The organism is Hyphomicrobium sp. MC1 (genome assembly GCF_000253295.1).
In the GTDB taxonomy this organism is placed as follows: Bacteria; Pseudomonadota; Alphaproteobacteria; order Rhizobiales; family Hyphomicrobiaceae; genus Hyphomicrobium_B.
Genome location: NC_015717.1, coordinates 3,217,074 through 3,237,767, shown reverse-complemented (window position 1 = coordinate 3,237,767; position 20,694 = coordinate 3,217,074). Strand labels below are relative to the sequence as shown.

The following is a 20,694-nucleotide window of genomic DNA, read 5'->3' as shown; positions in this document are numbered from 1 at the left end:
GACATGTCACGTTATAGGGCCGTGTGGATGCTCGCGGCTGCGTTCCTGGGAACGATTTTCGCCCACAGCCCATTGATGGCGGAAGATGCAAGGATTCGCATCGGTTATCCGTCGGGAATGAACGGTCAGGTTCCTGTCGTTTTGGATAAAGCTGGCATAGCCGCAAAGCATCATCTCGCGGCGGAATTCACAGGTTTTCAGTATGGCCCGCCGATGATGGAGGGATTGGCTACAGGCCAGCTCGACGCCGTAGTGACAAGCTTCCTGCCGCCGTTCACGTTGGCTTCAAAAATTCCCGGTTCAGTCAAATTCGTTGCAACGCTTGGTCATTCGACACACTCTCTGCTTGTGAGAAAAGACAGCACGGCAAAGAAACTCGAAGATCTGAAGGGCCAGAAAATTGGTGTTTCATTCAATTCGGAATCGCATTTGGATTTACTCGTCAGCCTCAAGGAAAAAGGCCTCGATCCCAAGACCGATGTCCAACTTGTAAATCTACAGCCGAATGAACTACCGGCGGCGCTCGAAAAGGGGCTCGTGGCTGCGGCGCTCGTTCGCCAACCCCAGGTTTTGCGTCTTGAAGAGAGCGTCGGAGCGAAGCCCATTCAGACCTGGCCGTTCCGGTTTACCTCCGTTGTGAGCGAGAACTTTCTCAAAAAGAATCCGCAAGCCGTGGCAGATTATGTGGCGGCGCTTAAAGAAGCGGTCCTCTTCACCGCCAACCATTCTGACCAGGCTAGTACGTGGTTTGCCGAGACGCAGCGCATAGACCCCTCGGTGGTCAAGAAATTGGCGGGAGAGAATCCTCTCTACTCCGCAAAAAGTCTCGACGATGTCAGGATCGAGGTCGATGACGACTTCAAGAAGCTCATTTCGGAACGGCTGGCGGCGGCGACAGAGAACGGCTTCGTCAAATCGAAGATTGATCCGGCGTCGCTCGTTCCCTGAGACGTCTGTGAGTGCCTTGCGCTTTCGTTTAACGGAAATGAATGAATAGCGGTGAAGTCCACAATTTTTCGTCGTCTTGCTGGCGTGCAAAGAGATAGACGGGCCGGAATCCAAACGGCCCGTTTACCGGCTCGATCTGGATCTCTCCCGAGACATCGTTTGGAAGACGCTTGTCTGTAAGGCGTTCGAGCGCAAGGAATAGCCCGGCGCCCCCTAGATCTTTCCGCAGGTTTCCATTGGCTATGAGTTCAGCACCCGAAACGTCCCAGCGAAACGTCGGACAATGGGAAAATGACGCGGATGACTGCGGATCGGCGATCTTCTGATATTCCCCGATTGTTCCTTCGATCGATATGGTGGCATGCGCCAATCCGCTGGCATCGATCTCAATGCTATCGGCATCACCATACGTTTCCGAGCGGAATGCAATATTTGTAGCTCCGTTACGCCACGCGGCCTCTTCGGGATGCTCGAATCCAAACGCCTCGATCGCGTGAATTGTCGCGTTCGAGATTTTTATCACCCCTGACCACCGCGCTGCGCGATAGCGATCTCGCACGCGAGCGCCGCCCCATCGAAAACGAAAACGGCGCTCGCCATATCCCGCTTCCTGGTGAAGATCACGACGCCAAATCTCTCCTGAATGATCATGCGCGGCGATGTAGTCCCACGCGCCATCGCCGAGCAGATGGTAGTTTAGGCGCGCTGGACCATTTGCAGAAAACTCGTCGCCTTGGATAAATTCGCCGTGAGACAGAAGACCAACCAAGCGACTGCCGGTTGTTGCCCAAGTATGTCGCGACCGAAGAGCTCTCGCGATTTCGACGCGCGTAAGGGTGGGGGCGATAACGCCGGTGAGGCCACCTTTCACTCCGAACACGGCTGCGCCGGGTGATCCTCCTCCGCATCGCCCGCGATGCTCATCGCCGGCCGCCGAAGCGCCGAGTTTATATCCGCGTGAAATTGCATCCTGGTAGAACCAATCGAAATGGCCCCACGTCGAAGCCACCTCAATCAGGCGCTCGAGAGATGGATCGTGCCAGTCGAGATTGGCGCGGCGCCCGCCGACATGAGGAATAAGGAGATGCCCTTCCGGATCTGCGCCGTAAATGTCCCAAAGATTTTCTAGCGGCCAGACCTGAGGTTCGATGTCACCGCCTTTCATTTCCGCGTTCCACTCGAAGGAGCGAGCAGACGCCGCCTTTCGTGTGAAGGGAAATTCGGGTGTACCGCCGTGAAGAAAAATAACGTTGTGGTCGCCGCCCGCACACGAGTTCCCACACCATTCCGTGCCTGGAAAGGCGATGAACGATCCATCTGAGTGGAGGCTATGGATCAGCTCAACGGCTTTATTCCAATTGCTTTCGGTAATGTTGAAATCATTGGCTGTGTAGCCGAGAATGTCGAGACCGGCGACGTCTCGCCCATAGGTGAGATTGTACTCCGTATTGTTGATGCCCACGGTGTCGTCGGAATGGACATGAAGATCAGCGAACCACGCGCGAGGCGCGGCAAAAGCAGGATCAACACGCACGAGCGCCTCCGCAGGCGCTAGATGCGGCATATCGGGAATGAGCGCGCGAAAGCGAACTTCGCCATTCGTGATGCGCGGTGAGTGTTCGAGCTTCGCGGCCGCCCAGCCTTCTTTAGGAAATGCGCCATCGATTTTCGTAGGGGGCGTGCCATCCTCTTCAACGTTAACCTCGACCGCCCGGTCGAGACCGGAGCAACAATTGCCCCACGCGTCGAACACACGGACTCGAGCAGGAATGCCCTCACCGCTCCGAACAAGGCGAGGCGTCGCGATGGAGAGCTGCGCCGGCGCGCCGGGAACAATCTCGAGGGCTACGTCTCCCGGAACCGCTGCAAACTTCGATGTGCCGAGTGGATCTAAATATGCGCGGAAGACGAATTTTTTTTCGGTAAAGGTCTGGACGCGCGTTCCTGGCCCTCCCGCGCGTCGATCTCCAAGACGAATAGTGATGAGATCACCGGGATTCAGATAGCCGTCGACAATGTCGATGAGAAGCGCCTTCTGAAATGGTCGCTCGTGCCCCTTCTGATCGAAGCTGATTTTGAGCGCCTGAACCGTGGCTGGGCTCTGACCAGCAACAAGAGGCCCTGCGCGATATTCTGCAGATATGTAGTTCGCCGCCTGTGGTTCGCGCGTCTGGAATAATGCCCAATCGGTGTAGAACTTGAACGCGATCTTGAGCCGTGAACCATCGGCGATGCCGCTGCGGCCCACGACATAATCGAGAACAATTTCTTCCCAAGCTCCGGCAATGATCGTTTGGTGCGAACACGTCAGAACGCCTAGAAAGGACAGCTGCGGAAATCTTTCTTGCAGCCCCTCTGGTGTGACGCGGTCGCCCCGCAATGGTGTCGTAGTGTAATGGTGTCCGTCCTGCACGCAGCAAACTCCAATTCGCTGTTTTGAGGGATTTCTATACGCGGCAGATGCGTCGTTACCAGACGGCGGAGAAAAATATACAGACCCGCCAAAATAACTTCCAAAAATCCGCGACAACGGAACGAAGCGCATCAGTCGAGTCGCGTTTTCTTTCCGGCCGTTATCGGCTTTCAGCGCTCGGAGGATCTCACCAAGTTCATATGGTGCGGACGCGTGCGTAAGCTACGAAGCAGATTGTTCAGCCTCGGGTCGCCAAATCGGGGACGACAGCCTGCCGTATAACAGAGCTATGATGAAAGCGTCGCAGCCAATTGATCTATAAAAACTATAGAGTCTATTGAATTAAAAAATGAGCGGTGTTAACCCCCTAATCGGGAAGTCCGCGCAGCTTTGGCGCGGATATAAGGGGGGACTACGGAGTAGAATGCGAGAATCTGGAATTCGTTGGCTTCGGATGCATGCCGTGGCGCTGATGCCGATCATCAGCAAGTCGATGGCCATTTATTCAGCCTGGAAAATCAGCGTTGATCGAGTCGGCCGATGCTTCCGTTCGGTTCACTCATTGTCGTTGCCATATGAGCAGGCGGATCTCGTCCTTAATATGGATGCGCGGAAAATCTTCGCGAAGCGTCCGTTGTCGCGGATGCCCCGTAGGCTTGTCGCAGGGATGAAGGTACCCCTGAAGGTTCTAAGTATCCCAGCCGTGCGCACCATCTCGCCTTCGTTCAACGACTGCGTCTTGCGGAACTCATCGCGTTTTGCCCGGTTCGATTCTTTTCTTTGAAGGGTTCTGTTGATGCTTGAAGTGCGAAGGCTTTCGCTTGCCGATGCGGCCGTCCTCATCGAGGGCGCAATCGCATCCTCCAACGAAATTGGCGTGCCAATGTGCATTGCGGTTACGGATGAATCCGGACACCTCATTGACTTCAAGCGTATGGATGGCGGCAAGATCAGCAGCATATCTATCGCGGTCGATAAGGCCTTTACCGCCGCCGTCGCCCGCAAGGGAACGCACGTTTACAACCAGCTTTGTGTTCCGGGTCAGCCGACCTTCGGCATCCACATCACCAACAACGGGCACTTTTCGATCATCGGGGGCGGTCTTCCCGTTTTCGTTGGCGGCGAGATCGTCGGCGGAATTGGCGTCAGTTCGGGGACGGCCATCCAAGATCAGGAAGTGGCCGAAGCCGCGCTCGTTTATTTCTACCAACACACCGACTACCAGCAATGAAAACGTTCACGCACAGTCAACCTACGGAAAACTGACGAGCTGGATTCCGCCCTTGTGGGGACGGCGCTGTGAATCACTCCAATTGGGGGATAACGATGACGAACAACTACAATGGAATTCGCACTGGAGTACTTGGCTTGGCAATACTGTCGGGTGCTGTAAGTCCAGCGGCCGCAGTTTCATGGACGCCTCCCGGCGTCACGATGGGCGTACCTCTCGGGGCCGCCGCCGCTCCCGGATTGTACGTATCCAACCTTACGCATTATGGCGACGGTCCAGATAAAAGCATCACGGCCGAGGTGCCAACTTTCACATGGTCTACAGGATGGAATTTCCTTGGAGCCTCATATTCGGCTATTCTGATCCCCGAGGTTCTTCAAGTCCAAAATAAGAAGACGTCAAAGACCGTCTCCGGTATTTTCAGCCCATTGCTCATTCCGGCGAGCTTGTCATGGAATCTGGGCCAAGGTTTCTTTGTCTCGGTTGGCGAAGGCGTCTACTTTCCGTTTGACAGCGATGTTTCCTTTACAACTGCTGGCCAAACGAGCGGATGGGCGGCCGAGACGCGCGTTGCGTTCAGTTATCTTAAGGATGGCTGGATCGTTTCTGCAAATACGATCTATGGCGTAACCACGGCGGATGATGCAGGGCGGCGCCAGCCGAACTATTTCAACGTTGACTGGACGGTTGCTCACGCCTTCGGCAAATGGCAGGTCGGCGCGGTGGGTTACGGTGCATGGGATTTGGAAGAGACCGTCACCAACGCTGCTGTCGGCCAGGGCCACATCGTCGGCGTCGGCGGCATGGTTGGATACGATTTTGGCGGGTCTAAGCTTCTGCTTGAACTTACTCGCGCGGTCGAGCAGGGCGGCGCTACGAACTATTCGAGGAACGATACGCACATTTGGGCGCGCTTGACCTTCCCGATCTGGAAACCGACACCGCCCGATGTCGAGCAAACTGCGCTGAAGTGATAGCTGAAATAGAGCGTCTGAATATTGGTCAGGTCGAATAGCATGGACCTGACCTAATATTCGTCCAAGAAATTTTCAGGCCGACAGGTGTCGCGCCAGGACATTGAGAGCTGATCGAATGTCGAGGCTCTTCATTTTAGTCAGGCAATAGCCGTGTAAAGACGGGCGCTGAAAAATCTCTTCTAAACACCCTCAGAAACCAATTGAAGTAAAGAAGACGCTTTAATGATTTGGGCATTGCATTGAGCGTCCAGAATTTGGCTGCTTCGCATAACGAGCCCTCAACTGCGCTCGTCACCTGCATTGCCGTTGCGACCGGTGCGCTCGTCGCAAATATCTATTATGCCCAGCCGCTGATAGACCTTATCGGACGAGAATTCGAAATTCCTGCGTATCTTGCGGGATCTCTGACAGGTATCACTCAGATTGGTTATGGCGTGGGCCTCTTTTTTCTCGTTTCGCTTGCGGACCTCGTCGAAAACAGACGGCTGGTTCTGGTCAACCTAACGCTTACGACCTTCGCGCTCATTTGGGCTGCGACGGCGAAATCTTCTTTATCATTTTTCTTGGCATCGTTCTTCATCGGCTTGTGCTCGACAAGCGTCCAAATTCTTGTTCCGTTTATTTCCCATTTCGTCCCGGACGCGAAACGCGGTCGCATTGTTGGCAATGTCATGGCCGGACTCCTGGCCGGAATCATGCTTGCTCGGCCTGTCGCGCTGATGATCTCGGCTCACTTTGGCTGGCGAGCGGTTTTCCTGTGGTCTGCCTTTTTGATGGTGGGTATCGGCTTCGCCCTCTTTCGTCTTATGCCGAGCCGCCAGCCGCCGGAAGGTGAGCACTACTTCCGAATTCTGCGATCAACGGTTGGATTATTTAATGAAATGCCGACCCTGCGAAAGCGCTCGCTCTATCAATCTTTGATATTCTGCGTCTTCAATCTGTTCTGGACTGCTGCGCCTATCATGCTCGCGCATGAGTTTGGATTGAGCGAACAGGGAATCGCGTTATTTGCGCTTGCAGGTGCCGGAGGCGCCCTCGCGGCGCCAGTCACGGGGCGATTAGCTGATCGCGGCATGACGCGCGCTTTGACCATCGGGGCTATTCTAACTCTCGCGGTCACGAGTTATGGAGCCGGCTGGGTTTCCCATTTCCATTGGCTGGCGGCGCTTGTAGTCCTGACAATCGCTTTCGATGCCGCGGTGCAGACAAATCAAATCACGAGTCAACGAATTGTTTTCTCGGGGCCTCAAAACTTTCGCGGTCGCGCCAATGCGATTTTCATGACGATAAATTTTATCGGAGGAGCGATTGGGTCGCTTCTCGCCACTCTGACAAATGACGCCGGCGGTTGGACCCTGACGACGGTGACCGGCGGTACGATATGTGTTTTGCTGTTATTGTTATTTTTTCTCATTGATTGAAGGTAGCATTCGTCGACACTGATGGTGCTACACGCCATTCAAGGGAGAAAAGGCTCGCCGGCAAAGAGAGCTTCAGGCATGTGCGCGACTTTCGAGCGACTCGAAATGGGTCGCGAGAAATCTTTGCAGCTCCTCCAGATCGGCGCCCTGAACCGCATTATAGGGCGGATAAGGCTGACCGACCGGAACGCCGAGATATTCGGCCGATGCTTTCATCACGGCGGCCAAACCGTATGACATCCAACGCGATGGATATGTCGCAAAGACTTGTTGGAGCTCGATCGCGCGTGGCAAGTTTCCCGCCTCATAAGCATCAATGATGAGGTTGGCGATTTCTGATGCCGGAGGTGGGAGCGTCACGCCGGCGCCGCCAAGTTGAAGGGTAATCAGCAGCATCTGCATAGTGGTGAAGTAACGTGCATGTCCCGCAAGCTCGATTTCCGTAATCAGCCGCGAAACGCGGGAAAGATCGCGCGAGCTCTCTTTGATGTATTTGATGTGGTCGAGCTTTGCGAGTTCGACCGTCGCAGGAATCGAGACATCCGCGCCCGGTCCTGCATTTAAATAGAGCACAAAGGGCAGCCGCGTTTCGCGGCCGATCGATTCAAAATAGCGAACGAGTTCGGATGTGGTTGGAGCGCCACCTGTTGGCTTCTGCGGCGCTAATAGCTGCACTGCGCTCGCACCATGCTTCTCAGCAAAATGGGCAAGTTCGATCGCGATTTTGAAAGAGGGATGTGAAATGCCAACGGCAACCGGAGCGCGTCCGTCAGTCGCATCTATAGTCGCGCGTATGAGATCCAGCCGCTCTTTGAACTGCAAGAATTGATATTCCTGCGCCTCGACACCCGCAGCGATAATTAGCGCTGGCTTGCTTCGTTCAACCACGGCATCAATGCCGTTTTTCAGGGCAATATAGTCAATTTTTAATTTCGCGGTGAAAGGCGTTAGTGGCGGGACAAGTATGCTCGGCCGACGAAGATTAAAGTCAGGCATTTGGAACGTTCACCTCCGCGATGTTGCCAGTGGTCTGTCTTTACACGCGTCTCAGCGTTGCCGATATCATCGTCAATGCGCTACATCAATAGACTCCATCGAAATTATAGACTAATGGTGCTTCGCTTTTTGATCGCCATTCAGTCAGTTGTTCGGGAGCCTCCCGTTCGCTGTCTGGGATAGGAGACTTTCGTCAAAGGCAGAGCTCGCCCTGAGCGACTAACAACAGGCCACTAATGACCACCCAAACGATCGAAAGCACGAAGCTCAACCGCGGTGTCTCACCGTCCGGTTTCTCGGACAGCCCTTTGTCACGGATTGCCGCCCAGCCAATGATGATTGGGCTGTTTCTTCCGACCCAGACCGGCGGTTTTTCACAGTCGAAGCTTGGGCGCAGCACACGATGGGACTTTGAGTACAACAAACAGCTGACTTTGACGGCCGAGAACTACGGGTTCGATTTTGTCTTCGGGCTTCAGCAATGGGTACCGAAAGGTGGCTTTGGCGGCGAAATCAAATACCGCGAAAACTTTCTCGATCCCTTTATTTCGACCGTGGCGCTCGGTGCGCTCACGAAATCGATCGTCACGATTTCTACCGTCCATGTCCTTTACGGCAACTGGCATCCTTTGCATCTCGCACGGTTCGCGGCCACGGCCGACCACATCATGGGTGGCCGTTTTGGCCTGAATATCGTCACTGGATACGATGCGAAAGAACCGCTGATGTTTGGCATGAACCGCATCGATCATGACAAGCGGTACGACCAGGCCGATGAATTCACCTCGATTATGGAAGACCTATGGGCAGGTAAGGAAAATCTGACGTTCGATGGCGACTATTACCATCTGGACGGCGCTTATGTCTCTCCGCGCCCGCACTATGGCAGGCCCATACTGGTCTCGGCGAGTGCGTCCACGGCGGGCTTTGCTTACGCCGCGCGCCACGCGGACATTGTATTCACATCGAGCCCTGCCGGCGCGGTCTTCGAGAATGCCATTGCCGCGCTTCCCGATCATGTGAAACAGATCAAGCAGGCGTACATCCAAACGGGACGAACTGGAAAGGTTATCATTTTTCCGATGATCGTCTGTAAGAAAACGCGCGAGGAAGCCTATGCCTATCGCGATGCGATTGTAGCGGAAGCCGATCTCGAATCGATCGCCGCATACACCAATCGCCATACCAAAGGCGATGCACATGGTTGGCCGAAGCATGTACCGGCCGATCGCGTTTTGGGTGGCCACATCCAGATCATCGGCGATCCGGACGATGTTGCCAACGCGATAGTCCAACTCCATCAGGCTGGCATCGATGGCATCCAAATCGGTTTCTATGACTATGGACCCGACCTCGACTTTTTCGCCGAGGCAGTCCTTCCACGACTGGAAAAACTCGGCCTGCGAAAGGTGCTATCATGAGTGACCTCATCCTCAACGCTGCAGTCTTAGGTGTGGGTATGCACCTCGGAGCATGGCGCCACCGTCCTGAAAGTCCGACCTCATATGTCGACCTGGATTTTTATCGCGAGATTGCCCGATTGGCCGAGGATGGTCGTCTGCACGCGATTTTCCTCGCAGATACGCTGGCGGTAAGCGAGGAGAATTTCGAAAGGCCCAATCTCGGCGCCATGGATCCTACCACGGTTCTCGGTGCGCTCGCTGCGGTTACGAAGCATGTAGGTCTCGTGGCGACGGCAACGACGTCCTATAGCGAGCCATACAACCTCGCTCGCCGGATCGCATCACTTGACCATTTAAGCCGTGGTCGCGCCGCTTGGAACATCGTGACGACGTTCATTCCCGATGTCGCTGCAAACTTCAGCAAAGCGCCGTTGCCGCCGCATGCGGAGCGTTATGCGAGAGCGGAAGAGTTCGTCGACATTGTCACGGCACTCTGGGATTCATGGGAAGATGGCGCGCTCGTTGGCGATAAGGCTTCCGGCCTCTTCGCTGATCGCGCTCGCGTTCACCCTGTCAATCATGATGGAAACTTTTTCGCCGTTCGCGGGCCAAGCACGCTCCCGCGTTCGCCACAGGGGCGGCCGATACTTTTTCAAGCGGGTTCGTCGGAGCAGGGACGCACCTTCGCGGCTCGGGTCGCTGATGCCATTTTCGCGGTCCAAAATACACTTCCGGCGGCAATCGCATTCCGCGATGATCTCCGTCAACGAGCCGAGGGTTTCGGGAGAGATCCAAACAGCCTCAAAATCTTACCCGGTCTTTTGCCTATTATCGGGGGGACCGAAGAAGAAGCTCAAAAGCGAAAGAAAGACCTCGACGAACTCGCCGGCGACGCCGAACTCAGAAAACTAGCTTCGCGGGTCGGCGTCGCCGTTTCGGAACTCGATTTAGACAAGCCTCTTCCCATTGACCGCATTAAAGCCAATGACAGGTTCAATTCCTCTCGTGGTTTTCAGGCCGCGGCCGTCGAACTCGCGACGTCCGGAAATCTGACGGTGCGTGAGATCCTCTATCGCAACGGCGGAGGACATCCTCAGGTCGTTGGGACGCCGGAACAGGTCGCCGATTTCATCGAGAGCTGGCATCGTGCAGGCGCCGCGGACGGATTCAACGTCATGATCGATGAATATCCGTCAGGTCTTCGCGCCTTCGTCGGCGAAGTCGTGCCGCTGCTGCAGAAGCGTGGCGTCTTTCAAAAAGAATATCGCGGCACCACGCTGCGAGAGAACCTAGGTCTAGAGAAGTCAAATGATACGGTACGAACTCAAGAACAACGTCGCTCGAATTACGCTTGATACGCCGGACACCGGGAACAAATTCACCTATCAATTGATGCTTGATTTCATCGCGGCCTTAGCGGCCGCGGGGAATAGCGGTGCCGCAGTTCTCGTTCTTCAGGCGACAGGCAACGATTTTTCGCTCGGGCGGGATCACGGAGAAAAGCTCGAAGGCATCAGCAGGAGGGATAATCTCAAGCTCATCCTCAAAGCCAACAGCCTTCTCCGACAGTTTCCCGGCGTGAGCATTGCGCTTGTGCAGGGGCGGTGCCTGGCGTTCGGCACCGGACTGGCGCTTCAGTCGGATATTTCCATCGGCTCCGATAATGCGGTTCTCGGATTCAACGAGATCCGACACGGTTTGGCGCCGCTGGTGGTGGTGACTTATCTTTCAGACTATGTGGGACCAAAGGTTGCGAAGGAGCTTATCTATACAGGCCGAGACATCGCCGCGGATGAAGCCGTTCGGCTTGGACTGCTAAATCGGATTGTTCCAGCTAAAGACCTCGCTTCGGAAGGCGAACGGCTTGTTGCCGAACTCACGACGTTTCCTCCCGGAGCGTTGCGGTTGATTCACCATTTTTATGAAGATCTGGCAGATATCAACGAAGAAGATCCTGCATTGGTTGGCATCGAACGTCTGGTGACCTGGATCGAAGCCGGCAAGCCTTAGCCGGCTGCCGCCCGGCGTGTTTTGCGCAGGTGGCGAGGCATATCCCGAAGGTCGGCAAGCGTCTGGCGATCGAGAACGTCGGAAATAGCATTACGGACGTTGAGCATCGTCAGGCGGACAGCGCATGTCTTTTCGTCGACGCAATCGTCGCACTTCTGAAAAAAATTTGAGGAAGCGCAAGCAATGGGAGCCAGGGGGCCGTCTAGCGCTCTGATTACTTGCCCGACGTGGATCTCTTCCGGCTGACGGGCGAGCAGATAGCCCCCGCCCTTACCCTTCTTGCTGTGAACGAAGCCAGCCTTCTTTAGGTCAATTAGGATGGCTTCGAGGAATTTCTTCGGGCTCTCATCCGCCTCGGCGATGGTGTTGATTAGTGCGACTTCGCCCGGGGCGAGCCGCGACAGATAGATCAGCGCTTTGAGCCCGTACTTTCCCTTTTTGGTGAGCATGAATCAGATGTCGCTAATGTGGAAGGTTGCGCTTGGGAAAACACAGAATTGCTTCTTAGTATAGAAGAAAAATGTATTTGACTTCTCATTTCGATGCGGGTGGCCACTTGCCCACCCGATTTGCAGGAAGGGCGAGGCTGCGCAGGGCGACTGTCAGAGTAAAAAAACCTCCTTCCAAACTTGCAGGCGGCGGCGAGAGCGCAGAGCTCGTACGGCTTTGGTGCTTGCGATTGGGAGGGCGGCTCGCCGTTCCGATTGCACTCTTATTCATTAGAAAAATTACGCCGCAACAAAGTCATTCGATACATTCTATGGACTCCGTCGTCATCGTCATAACGGTGTAATACCTCCGACATCGGACGTCTTCTTCGCTCCTGAAACCCTAGGCAATTCGCTAGAATCCAATAAGCGCGATTTGACTAGTTTCTCTATAGACATATAGTATTTAACCCTGCATGGGAAGGGCTGGGATTTAGTCATTGCATGTAGGGCGGTGCATTCCGCTTCAAAGCCGGGGAAATGAATTCATGACCGACCTTTATCGCCCAGCAGTCGAAGAGCGTTGGAGGCACGATAACATCGCGCTGGCAAACGCTCTCCGGGGCGGCGTAATGCAAAACATCGGGCGGCGGCGTGAGATCGCATAATTTTGTGGTTTACCTGAACGAAATGGCAAAATTCTATGCATGATGCGCCCATCCACGTTGTCTTCGCCGAGGAGGACACCTTATTTCGACTTATGGAGGTTGCGCTTCGGCGCAAACTCACGCCCGCAGGCGAAAAGACTCTGCGCTATTTTTTCGGGGATGATTGTGGTGACGCGTTCGAGGCGTTGGGGCTGATGGCCGATGAGCTAGGGTTGCCGCGCTCAGTTGAAACCACGGTTTGTAACGACGCGGAACAACTCGATCGTCTACTCCCGCTCGCTGACTTTCTTGTCCTCGAAACCGCGCGATTGACTGCTGAGCAAATCAACCTGTGCCGCCCAAGAACGCGACTGGTTCAGCAGTTTGGTCATGCTTGTCGGAACATCGATGTCGCATTCGCGCAGACGGTTGGATTGAACGTAGCGACCTTAAACCGGGTCAGTAGCCAGTCGTCTTCCGATCACATCACCGCCTTGATCCTCGCTTTGGCACGCAGGCTCTTTCCGGCTCATCAAGCGGTTGCTTCGCGGCGAGATCATCATCTGCAACCGCGCTTCTCGACGGAGCCGGTTCGCAACAAATTTAATTGGGCTGGAATCCGCGGTCTGAAACTTCTTCAAAACAGCACTGTCGGATTTGTCGGTCTCGGCGAAAACTCTGGTCTCGTTGCCCGTCGAGCCCGTCAACTCGGTCTTCGCGTCCTCTACTTCAAACGAACCCCCTTGAGCAAAGAGGAAGAAGCAGCGCTCGGCGGCGTTTCCTATGCGCCTCTCGACGAGCTGCTTGCGCAGTCGGATTTTGTTTCTCTGCATCTTCCTTACAACGCCGAGACGGAGAGATATGTGGACGCGGGCTTCTTTTCGAAAATGAAGCGAGGAGCCTACTTAATCAATTCCGCGCGCGGTGGGATCGTTGACGAAGAGGCGCTCTACGATTCACTTAAAATCGGACAAATTGCTGGAGCAGCTCTGGATGTCTATCGCTACGAGCCGATACCTCCCGACTGTCCCTTGTTGGGTCTCGATAACATCATTTGGACGCCACATATGGCCGGTGGGCAGCCGGAGTACATGCTCGAAGAAGTCAGAGCCGTTCTAACAAACATATCGCGCGTATTGCAGGGCGAACGGGCGGAGAATCTTGTCAGCGCACGAGACGTGGGAATGCTCATCGGTCGCGCCACAGCGGCCGCGAATTAGACGACGCAATCAAGAATGCGCAGGTCACAAAAGTCTGCCGCTTTTGAGTTATCTGAATGAAGGGGATATACGTGAAGACTAAAATTTCGTGCTTTAGCAAACTGAGGAAATTGGCGTTCGGATATATAGCGGCGTCATCTGCCGCGGCGTTAGTCACCTGCGCAGCAGCAAGCGACGCTCCGGCCTACAAGCTCGGCTATCTCGTCGATGCCTCCGGCCCGCAGCAGACCACCATGCTTCCTGCTTATAACGCTTTCCGGGCGTACGTCGATCTGATCAATCAGCACGGCGGTATAAACGGGCGGAAGATTGAAATTCTTGGTCGCGACACGCAGAGCGATGTTCAGCGCTCACTCGATGCCGTCCAAGAATTTGGGCGTGACGGCGCGCTGGGAATACTTGGGCTGCCTGCTACGAACACGCATGCCGCTGTTTTCGCCGCCGCAAAGAAACTCGATATCCCTGTTTTAGCTGGCTATCCAATCAACACACCCGTTGTGCTGCCGCCTGCTAAGCCCGGAGCGTTTGGAGTCGGACTAGAGTTGTCGCTTGCCGGCACGGTTGGCGGATATCTTGCCAAGGAAGTGGCACCCCACGGCAAGAGCACAATTTGCGTGGCCTTCGAAGTTCCAGGGTCAATTCTATCCTGTCAAAAAATTGTTGCGACTGCTAAGGCCCATGGGTTTTCTGGAGGTGAAGTCCTAACGGTCCCAATTCAACAGCGCGATTTCCGCACGGTGGTCGAGAGAATTGTTAGCGAGAAGCCGGATGTCGTTACAATTTGTCTCGGACAAGCGCACGTCGCTGCTTTCCTGCCGGCTTTGGCAACGTCGGGATACGACGGTATCTTTCTCTCGATGGACACGGGCATCGGCGAAGACACGCTGCTGAAAGCGACGCCTGCGGACTCTAAGCTCACCGTCTATTCGTATGCCCGTTACGTAAAACTCCAAGAAGTGTCGAAACCAGAGTTTGCGGCATTCCGCGCGGAACTGGAAAAGCGAGGCCAAAGCAAAGAGACCGGCACCGGCGGTCTGGTCTTGGGGCTCGTCATTACTGATGCCCTCCGCAAATGCGGAAATGGCTGCACTGGTCCGTCTGATTTTGCGTCGGCACTCGAAAAGGTGGACGTTGATACAAACGGATTGACCGGTGCACCCATTCGCTTGACACTGCAGGATCACTATGGGGAGAGCGCATATCGGCTCACCAAGCTCGACAACTCAACACATCAATTTACACCGGTAGGCGGCTGGTTGAAGGTGGAAACCGACGGCAAGATTTCGAATTAATTCGATGAATTTTGCGTCATTCGCAGTCAACACACTCAGCACGACGATGGTCTATGCATTGTTTGCAATGGCCGTCGTATTCGCTTATCGCACCAGCCGCATCCTATTTTTCTGTGTCGGGGAAATCGGAGCGGTGTCGGCTTATGTGATGGCTGAGGTTTGGGGCTGGTCGGGTCAGACTGCCGCCGGTTTACCAATCGCAATCCTGGCGACGCTTGCGGTCGATGTCGCAGCGGGCCTGCTTCTCTTTTTCATTCTCAGTCAGGAGAAGCAGGAAGACCCATTCGTGGGGACGGCTATTACCATCGCGATCGCCATAATCCTGGTCGGTCTGATGTCCGTCATATGGGGAAGCTCCGTCGAGCAGCTTCCCCTTGTTAAGGGATCAATCACGTATGCAGGAGCGACGATTCCGCTCGTCGGCCTCGTCGCAATCACCGTTGGGGCGCTGACAGTGTTGACGACATTAGCCCTGTTTTATTGGACTTCGATAGGAGTCGAGTTGCAGGCCGTTGCGGAAAATCGGCAGCTGGCGATGATCAACGGCATACCTGTTGGCCGCCGAATGCTGATGACATGGGTTGGAGCATGCATTCTGTGCGGTATTGGCGCCGTACTTTCGGGCGCGGTTTCGGCGATATCAGTGGAAAGTTCGGCAATCGGGTTCTCTGGTATCGTTGCCGCGATTATCGGCGGTTTGACGAGCCCGGGAGGTGCGCTTGTTGGGGCGTTGATGTTAGCTACCGGCGAAAATCTGATCTCATTGTTCTTCGATGTCCGCTACAGCACGGTCGTCCCGGTCGTTTTTCTCCTCGTTCTTCTTATGGTTCGTCCGTGGGGGCTGAGTTCTCGTGTCGAACGCATATTCCGAACATAACGTGAGTGCCGATCTATCTTCACGCCAAGGCGACAAGTCGGTGCGACTTCGCCTCCTTGGAGTCTTGGCTATCTCCGTAGCTATCGCGGCGGCGCCGTTTGCTCTCGGCAATCTCGCACTGCATCTTGCAGTAAGTGGAGGTTTGCTGGCCCTAGCGGCGATGCCGCTCACGGTTCTTGTGGGTTCTGCGGGTCTGCCATCGCTTGGGACCGCAGCCTTCCTTTGCATCGGAGCATTCAGCGCGGGTATTATGGCGAATAACCTCGGGCTCGGGCTGCTGCCTGCTGTTATCGCAAGTGCGGTGCTTGGACTTTTGAGCGGCGCGTTGGTCGCCGCAACGACCCTTCGAGTGTCAGGCCTTTATCTTGCGGTCGGAACACTGGCGCTTCAACGAGCCGTTGGCGTGATCGCGACTGACCTCGATCTGAAGTTGACCTATGCCGCCGGCTTCATGCTCGATGACCCAAACCTGTTCGGCATTCGCATCAACTCTCTTGAGCGCTGGTGGACGTTGGTCGCGGTCCTGATGTTCCTGGTTTACGCCGCTTTCCGTAATCTGCAGCAAAGTCATGTGGGCCGTGAGTGGGCATTGTTGCGTACTCATCCAGCTGCTGCAGCTGCTATGGGAATTTCGATTACGAAAAGCCGGATTCAGGTCTTTGCTCTTACGTCCGCAATCATCGCTATGGTTGGCGTGATCAATGCCTATCACCTGGGCAATGTCCAAGCAGGAACCTATACGCTCGAACTGGCAATCGTCTATCTTACGATTTGCGCATTGGGTAAGCCGGGGAACCTGTTGGGAGCTATCACCGCTTCTTACATTATCGTTCTGTTGCCCCAAATCATCCAGTTCTTGTTGGGGTTATTCTCCGTCGATGCCACCTCGCGCGTTGCAGGTTTGGAAAGTATCGCAATCGGCAGCATCCTGATTTTAGCGCTCCTGCGAGTTCCCCAACGTGTGCTGGAAAAACTCCGACTGAAGAGCTCGCGTCGTGGCTAGCGCTGGGGAAGACTTGCTGTCGCTAAAGGGCATGAGCGTCGCGTACGATGGAAAATACGCGCTGAATAATATGTCTTTCAACGTTCGGCGTGGCGAGAGCGTCGCCTTGGTTGGCAGCAATGGCGCGGGCAAGACGTCCCTGCTGAGTGCCATCGCTGGTATTTTGCAAAAGGGGCAAATAATTGATGGGCAGGTATTCTTCAACGGCGAAAATTTGCCTTGGGGAGCCATCAAGACACGGCGACGTGTCGGCATCGGCCTGGTCCCGGAAAAGGATAAGGTTTTCCACCTGCTGACGGTAGACGAAAATCTTGAAATCGGGAGACGCGCTCAGCACGGTAGAAAAAAGGCTGACGCATTCGATTGGTTTCCCCGTCTGGCAGAACGACGAAAGACGCAGGCTGGAAATTTATCCGGCGGCGAGCAGCAAATGCTTGCTTTGGCTATGGCGCTTCTCGCGTCGCCCAAGCTCTTGTTGCTTGATGAACCGAGCCTAGGATTGGCCACGCCTGTCGTGGAAATGCTTTGCCAAAGCTTAAGGCGCTTGCGAAACGAGCTTTCACTGACAATTCTCGTCGCCGAATCCGACACGCAATGGATCCCGCACCTCTCGGACCGTGCCATTGTCATTGACAGAGGTTGGCCGATCGCGACGTTCGATCATATCGATGACTCAAGTCTCGAAACGATGCACGGCATGCTCTTAGGCTTGGTCAACTCTTCTCCTGCGAGCACTTGAATGTCATTGGATCAGTCCCAGCAGCTTCCTCTCGTAGAGGTACAAAACGTTAATTTGTCTTTTGGCGGAATAGTTGTCCTGAACAACATCAACCTATCGATTAGAGAATCGGAAGTCGTAGCGTTGATAGGACCGAACGGCGCCGGCAAGTCGGCGTTCCTAAACTGCATAAGTGGCGTATATCCCACAAAACGGGATGCCCGTATCAGCCTTGATAACGTCCGTCTAGACCGACTTGCAGCCCATCGTAGGGCGCGGGTAGGAGTGAGCCGGACATTTCAGGGATTGAATCTGATATCCAGTCATTCCGTTCTAGATAACGTCCTGTTGGGGTTGACCACTCACTTCGCGCTGAATGTGTTCGGGACGCTTGCTCGGCCATGGGCGGCACTTCGGGCAGAGAAGCTTGCGCGTGAAGAAGCGTTTGAAATACTCAACTTGTGTGGCTTGCAGAAAATTTGGGGAGAGCGCTGTAGCGACTTGCCGTTCGGCTTACTTCGTCGTGTCGATCTTGCGCGCGCGCTTATAGGTCGGCCCAAACTCCTTCTGCTTGATGAGCCGGCCTCGGGATTGAGCCACGATGAACGTCCCCTTATCGGCCAGATGGTCCGGTTGGCTCTCACCCGCAAAAAGCTTGCGGTTCTCTGGATCGAACATGATTTGGACTTGGTCTTCTCAGAGGCGAGAAGAGCCATCGTTCTGCATCACGGCGAACAAATAGATGAGGGTAATCCTGGGGACGCCAATCAGCGCGCCCGCTTGATAGAATCTTATAAAAATGGACGTTTGGTCGATTAGCGGACTTGCCGAACGCATAATCCTTCGTCGATTGGCCACGGTCGTTTGAACAGGGCAAAACTGGCCTGGGGTGAAAGCAGGCTGGCCATCCGCCATCCCGACGATCATTCGAGCTCAGCGAGAAAGCGTTGACTTGCAAGAATGTTGCGATGATCGGGGCCGGTTGCAAAAACAATCGCGTTGATGATGCGCGCAAGGCGGCGGTCAGAGCGCGACAAGCGCAGTACGACTTCGACACCCCCGCGTCGAAAACTCAGCTTCTCGATCGCCCCGGCGACAAACTGCAAGGCTCCTGCATCGACGCGCCGGCGGATGATGGATTCCATCTGCGGGGCAACCCGAAAGCGGTGCACGTCCCAGTAAGGCCGTAGATGACGAATAATACGGCTGCGTTCGGTAAGTGTGAGCGAGGGCCAGAAAAACTTAGCTTGGGCTCGAACTGCATCAACGACTGCGTGCCAAGATATGCCGTTTTCGGCAGCATCGTCGACCGTTCGTCGGACACGGATCAGGAGTTCATTGGCGGTTCGCGGCAGCGGTTCGGTGAAATTGCCATAGGGTGCGGCAGGCAACGTGGCGTGCCCCTTCAGCACGTTTGCCCGACGAATTGCGACTGCTCGAGCATAATGCCGGCTGATTTGCAGAGGCGAAGGTCGCTCAGACAACGAAGGTGCGCTCCACGGAATAACAATGAAGCCAGGTGCTCAACGTTCGCTTAGGTCCCTTCTTGGACGTGCCAGATCAGTGGACGGCCGAACCCGCGCAAGGATGGAGCGGTTGCTCGGGATAAAGCGGAGGGAAATGATATCGAGCTCTGAGGCACGTGCCGTCCGCGTCACCCGGCTTGACTTCAGGGGAGTGCCACGATCGCACATAATTTCGCAATCGGAGGCACCTTTTTCTAGAGCCTCCGGCAGCGCTGCTACTTCAACGAGGCGGATTGTTCCGACTCGGGTCTCCAAATTGGGAACGACAGACGCGTCCAGATGTGAGTATCGTTGCGTGAATAGTTTGTGGTCCCGCCTTGTTCAACCGCATGGGTGAGTTCGACGAGGAGCTTGGCACCGCCGAAATCATAGCCCACGAGACCGCCGACGCCTGCGATGTGACCTGCGCCGGCTGCAGAATTCGTGACTGTGGTTTCTAAATCCCATGCGCCATACCCAACGACGCCAACTTGCCATTTTCCGAAAGTGTGCGCGACGCTCCAATCAACGTTGAAATAGTCCGGCTGCTTTCGTCCAACGTCATCGGGCGTCGTGGCGCCAAAAATCGTGTTTGCGGAAATGACCCAACCATCTTTCAGATAGCTGAAGGCGACGCGCGTTTCGGCGGCCCATCCACTCGTCTCGCCAGCTGTCGTCAGGGACACGTCGCTATCGAATGGAAACATGACACCTTCGCTAACCGACACGAAGTACCCCTGTCCTAAATTCCATGACAAACTTACAGGTACGAGCAGCGGGCTGAAAATGCCGGATTTATTGATCGATTTCGGATTTTTGAAATGCAAATTTAAGCCTTCAAGGATGAGGGCGGCAGAATACTGGGCGCCAAGGAACTCCTTTCCAGTAGACCAGGTGAACCCTGGGATTTCGGCCGTTACAGTCTTGTCTGGCCCGTCGCCATAATGCAGGAGGTTGGAGACATAAATCCCGGGTGGTAACGCAGCGCCCAGGGTAAGGCCCATCGTGACGCCGGGCGGCGTCCACGAGGTTGCTCCGGCCGGAGCCGCGGCCTCCAATAGGACGGAAAGTCCGAGCACGAGTGACGCCAACGTCTTAGTTCTGCTTAACATCATGATCTCCATCGATATCGGTCTTTTGGGCAAACGGTGCGCGCTTACCCCCCAGGCAGCTGCGCACGACTGTTCGCGCTCGCCGCGTCGGGACGACGACATAGGCGAGCTTCGAGTTTCTTCACGCTTCCGATCTGTCACAGATGGCGGCGGCGCTAAGCTTCAAGACGATCTGCGATTGTGTCTCAGACTTCGACAAGAGCTCCATCTGCGGCTGCGCAGATGGAGCCCCAGAGTGAGATGTGCGACGACCTGCATTCAAATTCCCCCAAAACAACAAGGTGTGTAAACGTGCCGGATAAATAGATACCAACCAGTATGTATTTTGTATGTACGGGGCGCGACCGGAGTCAATCCGTATAGATATGATAAGGGTATGCGTAGAATAACTAAGGAACACGCCTGATTATGAAACGCCGGCTGTTCGTTGGATTTTTGTGGCTTCGTCTATCGTCTCTGGCGCGCGGTGATTGACGTTTCGAAGATCTCGATA

18 protein-coding genes are annotated in these 20,694 nt (G+C 54.9%); 13 read left to right on the top strand and 5 right to left on the bottom strand.

Annotated features, from left to right (window positions below):
* Window positions 1–3: 3 nt before the first annotated feature.
* The gene (locus tag HYPMC_RS15675) at window positions 4–948 is read left to right on the top strand and encodes an ABC transporter substrate-binding protein (protein WP_013948996.1); all 945 of its coding nucleotides are present in this window, start codon (window positions 4–6) and stop codon (window positions 946–948) included.
* Between the two features lie 28 nt (window positions 949–976).
* Here the strand turns inward: HYPMC_RS15675 and HYPMC_RS15670 are convergent, their stop codons facing one another.
* Window positions 977–3,361, bottom strand: a complete 2,385-nt coding sequence (locus tag HYPMC_RS15670) for a hypothetical protein (protein ID WP_013948995.1) — start codon at window positions 3,359–3,361, stop codon at window positions 977–979.
* Between the two features lie 796 nt (window positions 3,362–4,157).
* On the opposite strand from HYPMC_RS15670, the gene HYPMC_RS15660 reads away from it, so the two are divergent.
* The 3 genes from HYPMC_RS15660 (at window position 4,158) to HYPMC_RS15650 (ending at window position 6,990) form a co-directional block, all read left to right on the top strand.
* Window positions 4,158–4,592, top strand: a complete 435-nt coding sequence (locus HYPMC_RS15660; protein WP_013948994.1) for a heme-binding protein — start codon at window positions 4,158–4,160, stop codon at window positions 4,590–4,592.
* Window positions 4,593–4,687: 95 nt separating this feature from the next.
* Window positions 4,688–5,566, top strand: coding sequence for a transporter (locus tag HYPMC_RS23355; protein ID WP_013948993.1), 879 nt, complete (start codon window positions 4,688–4,690; stop codon window positions 5,564–5,566).
* A gap of 230 nt (window positions 5,567–5,796) precedes the next feature.
* The gene (locus HYPMC_RS15650; protein WP_013948992.1) at window positions 5,797–6,990 is read left to right on the top strand and encodes an MFS transporter; all 1,194 of its coding nucleotides are present in this window, start codon (window positions 5,797–5,799) and stop codon (window positions 6,988–6,990) included.
* A gap of 72 nt (window positions 6,991–7,062) precedes the next feature.
* Here HYPMC_RS15650 and HYPMC_RS15645 read toward each other — a convergent pair whose 3' ends face one another.
* Window positions 7,063–7,986: a dihydrodipicolinate synthase family protein gene (locus tag HYPMC_RS15645; protein WP_013948991.1), complete on the bottom strand. Its 924-nt coding sequence runs from the start codon at window positions 7,984–7,986 to the stop codon at window positions 7,063–7,065.
* A 236-nt stretch (window positions 7,987–8,222) separates the two neighbouring features.
* Here HYPMC_RS15645 and HYPMC_RS15640 point away from each other — a divergent pair, with 236 nt between their 5' ends.
* From HYPMC_RS15640 to HYPMC_RS15630, 3 genes are read left to right on the top strand one after another with little or no spacing between them, the layout of a single operon-like run.
* Window positions 8,223–9,407 carry an LLM class flavin-dependent oxidoreductase gene (locus HYPMC_RS15640; RefSeq protein WP_013948990.1) on the top strand — a complete coding sequence of 395 codons (1,185 nt, stop codon included), beginning with the start codon at window positions 8,223–8,225 and terminating at the stop codon, window positions 9,405–9,407.
* Window positions 9,404–10,744 carry an LLM class flavin-dependent oxidoreductase gene (locus HYPMC_RS15635; RefSeq protein ID WP_013948989.1) on the top strand — a complete coding sequence of 447 codons (1,341 nt, stop codon included), beginning with the start codon at window positions 9,404–9,406 and terminating at the stop codon, window positions 10,742–10,744. The genes HYPMC_RS15640 and HYPMC_RS15635 overlap by 4 nt, the downstream gene beginning before the upstream one ends.
* The gene (locus HYPMC_RS15630) at window positions 10,698–11,399 is read left to right on the top strand and encodes an enoyl-CoA hydratase/isomerase family protein (protein WP_013948988.1); all 702 of its coding nucleotides are present in this window, start codon (window positions 10,698–10,700) and stop codon (window positions 11,397–11,399) included. The genes HYPMC_RS15635 and HYPMC_RS15630 overlap by 47 nt, the downstream gene beginning before the upstream one ends.
* On the opposite strand, the gene HYPMC_RS15625 is transcribed toward HYPMC_RS15630, so the two are convergent.
* The gene (locus HYPMC_RS15625; RefSeq protein ID WP_013948987.1) at window positions 11,396–11,848 is read right to left on the bottom strand and encodes an Rrf2 family transcriptional regulator; all 453 of its coding nucleotides are present in this window, start codon (window positions 11,846–11,848) and stop codon (window positions 11,396–11,398) included. The genes HYPMC_RS15630 and HYPMC_RS15625 overlap by 4 nt on opposite strands.
* Before the next feature lie 682 nt (window positions 11,849–12,530).
* On the opposite strand from HYPMC_RS15625, the gene HYPMC_RS23350 reads away from it, so the two are divergent.
* From HYPMC_RS23350 to HYPMC_RS15595, 6 genes are all read left to right on the top strand, one after another.
* Complete coding sequence (locus tag HYPMC_RS23350; RefSeq protein WP_013948986.1) at window positions 12,531–13,694, top strand: D-isomer specific 2-hydroxyacid dehydrogenase family protein; 1,164 nt, start codon at window positions 12,531–12,533, stop codon at window positions 13,692–13,694.
* 71 nt (window positions 13,695–13,765) lie between these two features.
* On the top strand, window positions 13,766–14,986 hold the full coding sequence (locus tag HYPMC_RS15615) for an ABC transporter substrate-binding protein (protein WP_197535962.1): 1,221 nt from the start codon (window positions 13,766–13,768) through the stop codon (window positions 14,984–14,986).
* A gap of 4 nt (window positions 14,987–14,990) precedes the next feature.
* The gene (locus HYPMC_RS15610) at window positions 14,991–15,863 is read left to right on the top strand and encodes a branched-chain amino acid ABC transporter permease (protein ID WP_013948984.1); all 873 of its coding nucleotides are present in this window, start codon (window positions 14,991–14,993) and stop codon (window positions 15,861–15,863) included.
* Window positions 15,838–16,866: a branched-chain amino acid ABC transporter permease gene (locus HYPMC_RS15605; protein WP_157135454.1), complete on the top strand. Its 1,029-nt coding sequence runs from the start codon at window positions 15,838–15,840 to the stop codon at window positions 16,864–16,866. Before HYPMC_RS15610 ends, HYPMC_RS15605 begins: the two co-directional genes overlap by 26 nt.
* A complete protein-coding gene (locus tag HYPMC_RS15600; protein ID WP_013948982.1) occupies window positions 16,859–17,605 on the top strand; it encodes an ATP-binding cassette domain-containing protein in 747 nt (248 codons plus the stop codon). Before HYPMC_RS15605 ends, HYPMC_RS15600 begins: the two co-directional genes overlap by 8 nt.
* Complete coding sequence (locus HYPMC_RS15595) at window positions 17,606–18,403, top strand: ABC transporter ATP-binding protein (protein ID WP_013948981.1); 798 nt, start codon at window positions 17,606–17,608, stop codon at window positions 18,401–18,403. It abuts the gene before it with no gap.
* A gap of 104 nt (window positions 18,404–18,507) precedes the next feature.
* On the opposite strand, the gene HYPMC_RS15590 is transcribed toward HYPMC_RS15595, so the two are convergent.
* Together HYPMC_RS15590 and HYPMC_RS15585 are read right to left on the bottom strand one after the other, a co-directional pair.
* Complete coding sequence (locus HYPMC_RS15590) at window positions 18,508–18,975, bottom strand: hypothetical protein (RefSeq protein WP_172636514.1); 468 nt, start codon at window positions 18,973–18,975, stop codon at window positions 18,508–18,510.
* Between the two features lie 350 nt (window positions 18,976–19,325).
* Window positions 19,326–20,093, bottom strand: a complete 768-nt coding sequence (locus HYPMC_RS15585) for a transporter (RefSeq protein WP_244420904.1) — start codon at window positions 20,091–20,093, stop codon at window positions 19,326–19,328.
* Window positions 20,094–20,694: the final 601 nt, after the last annotated feature.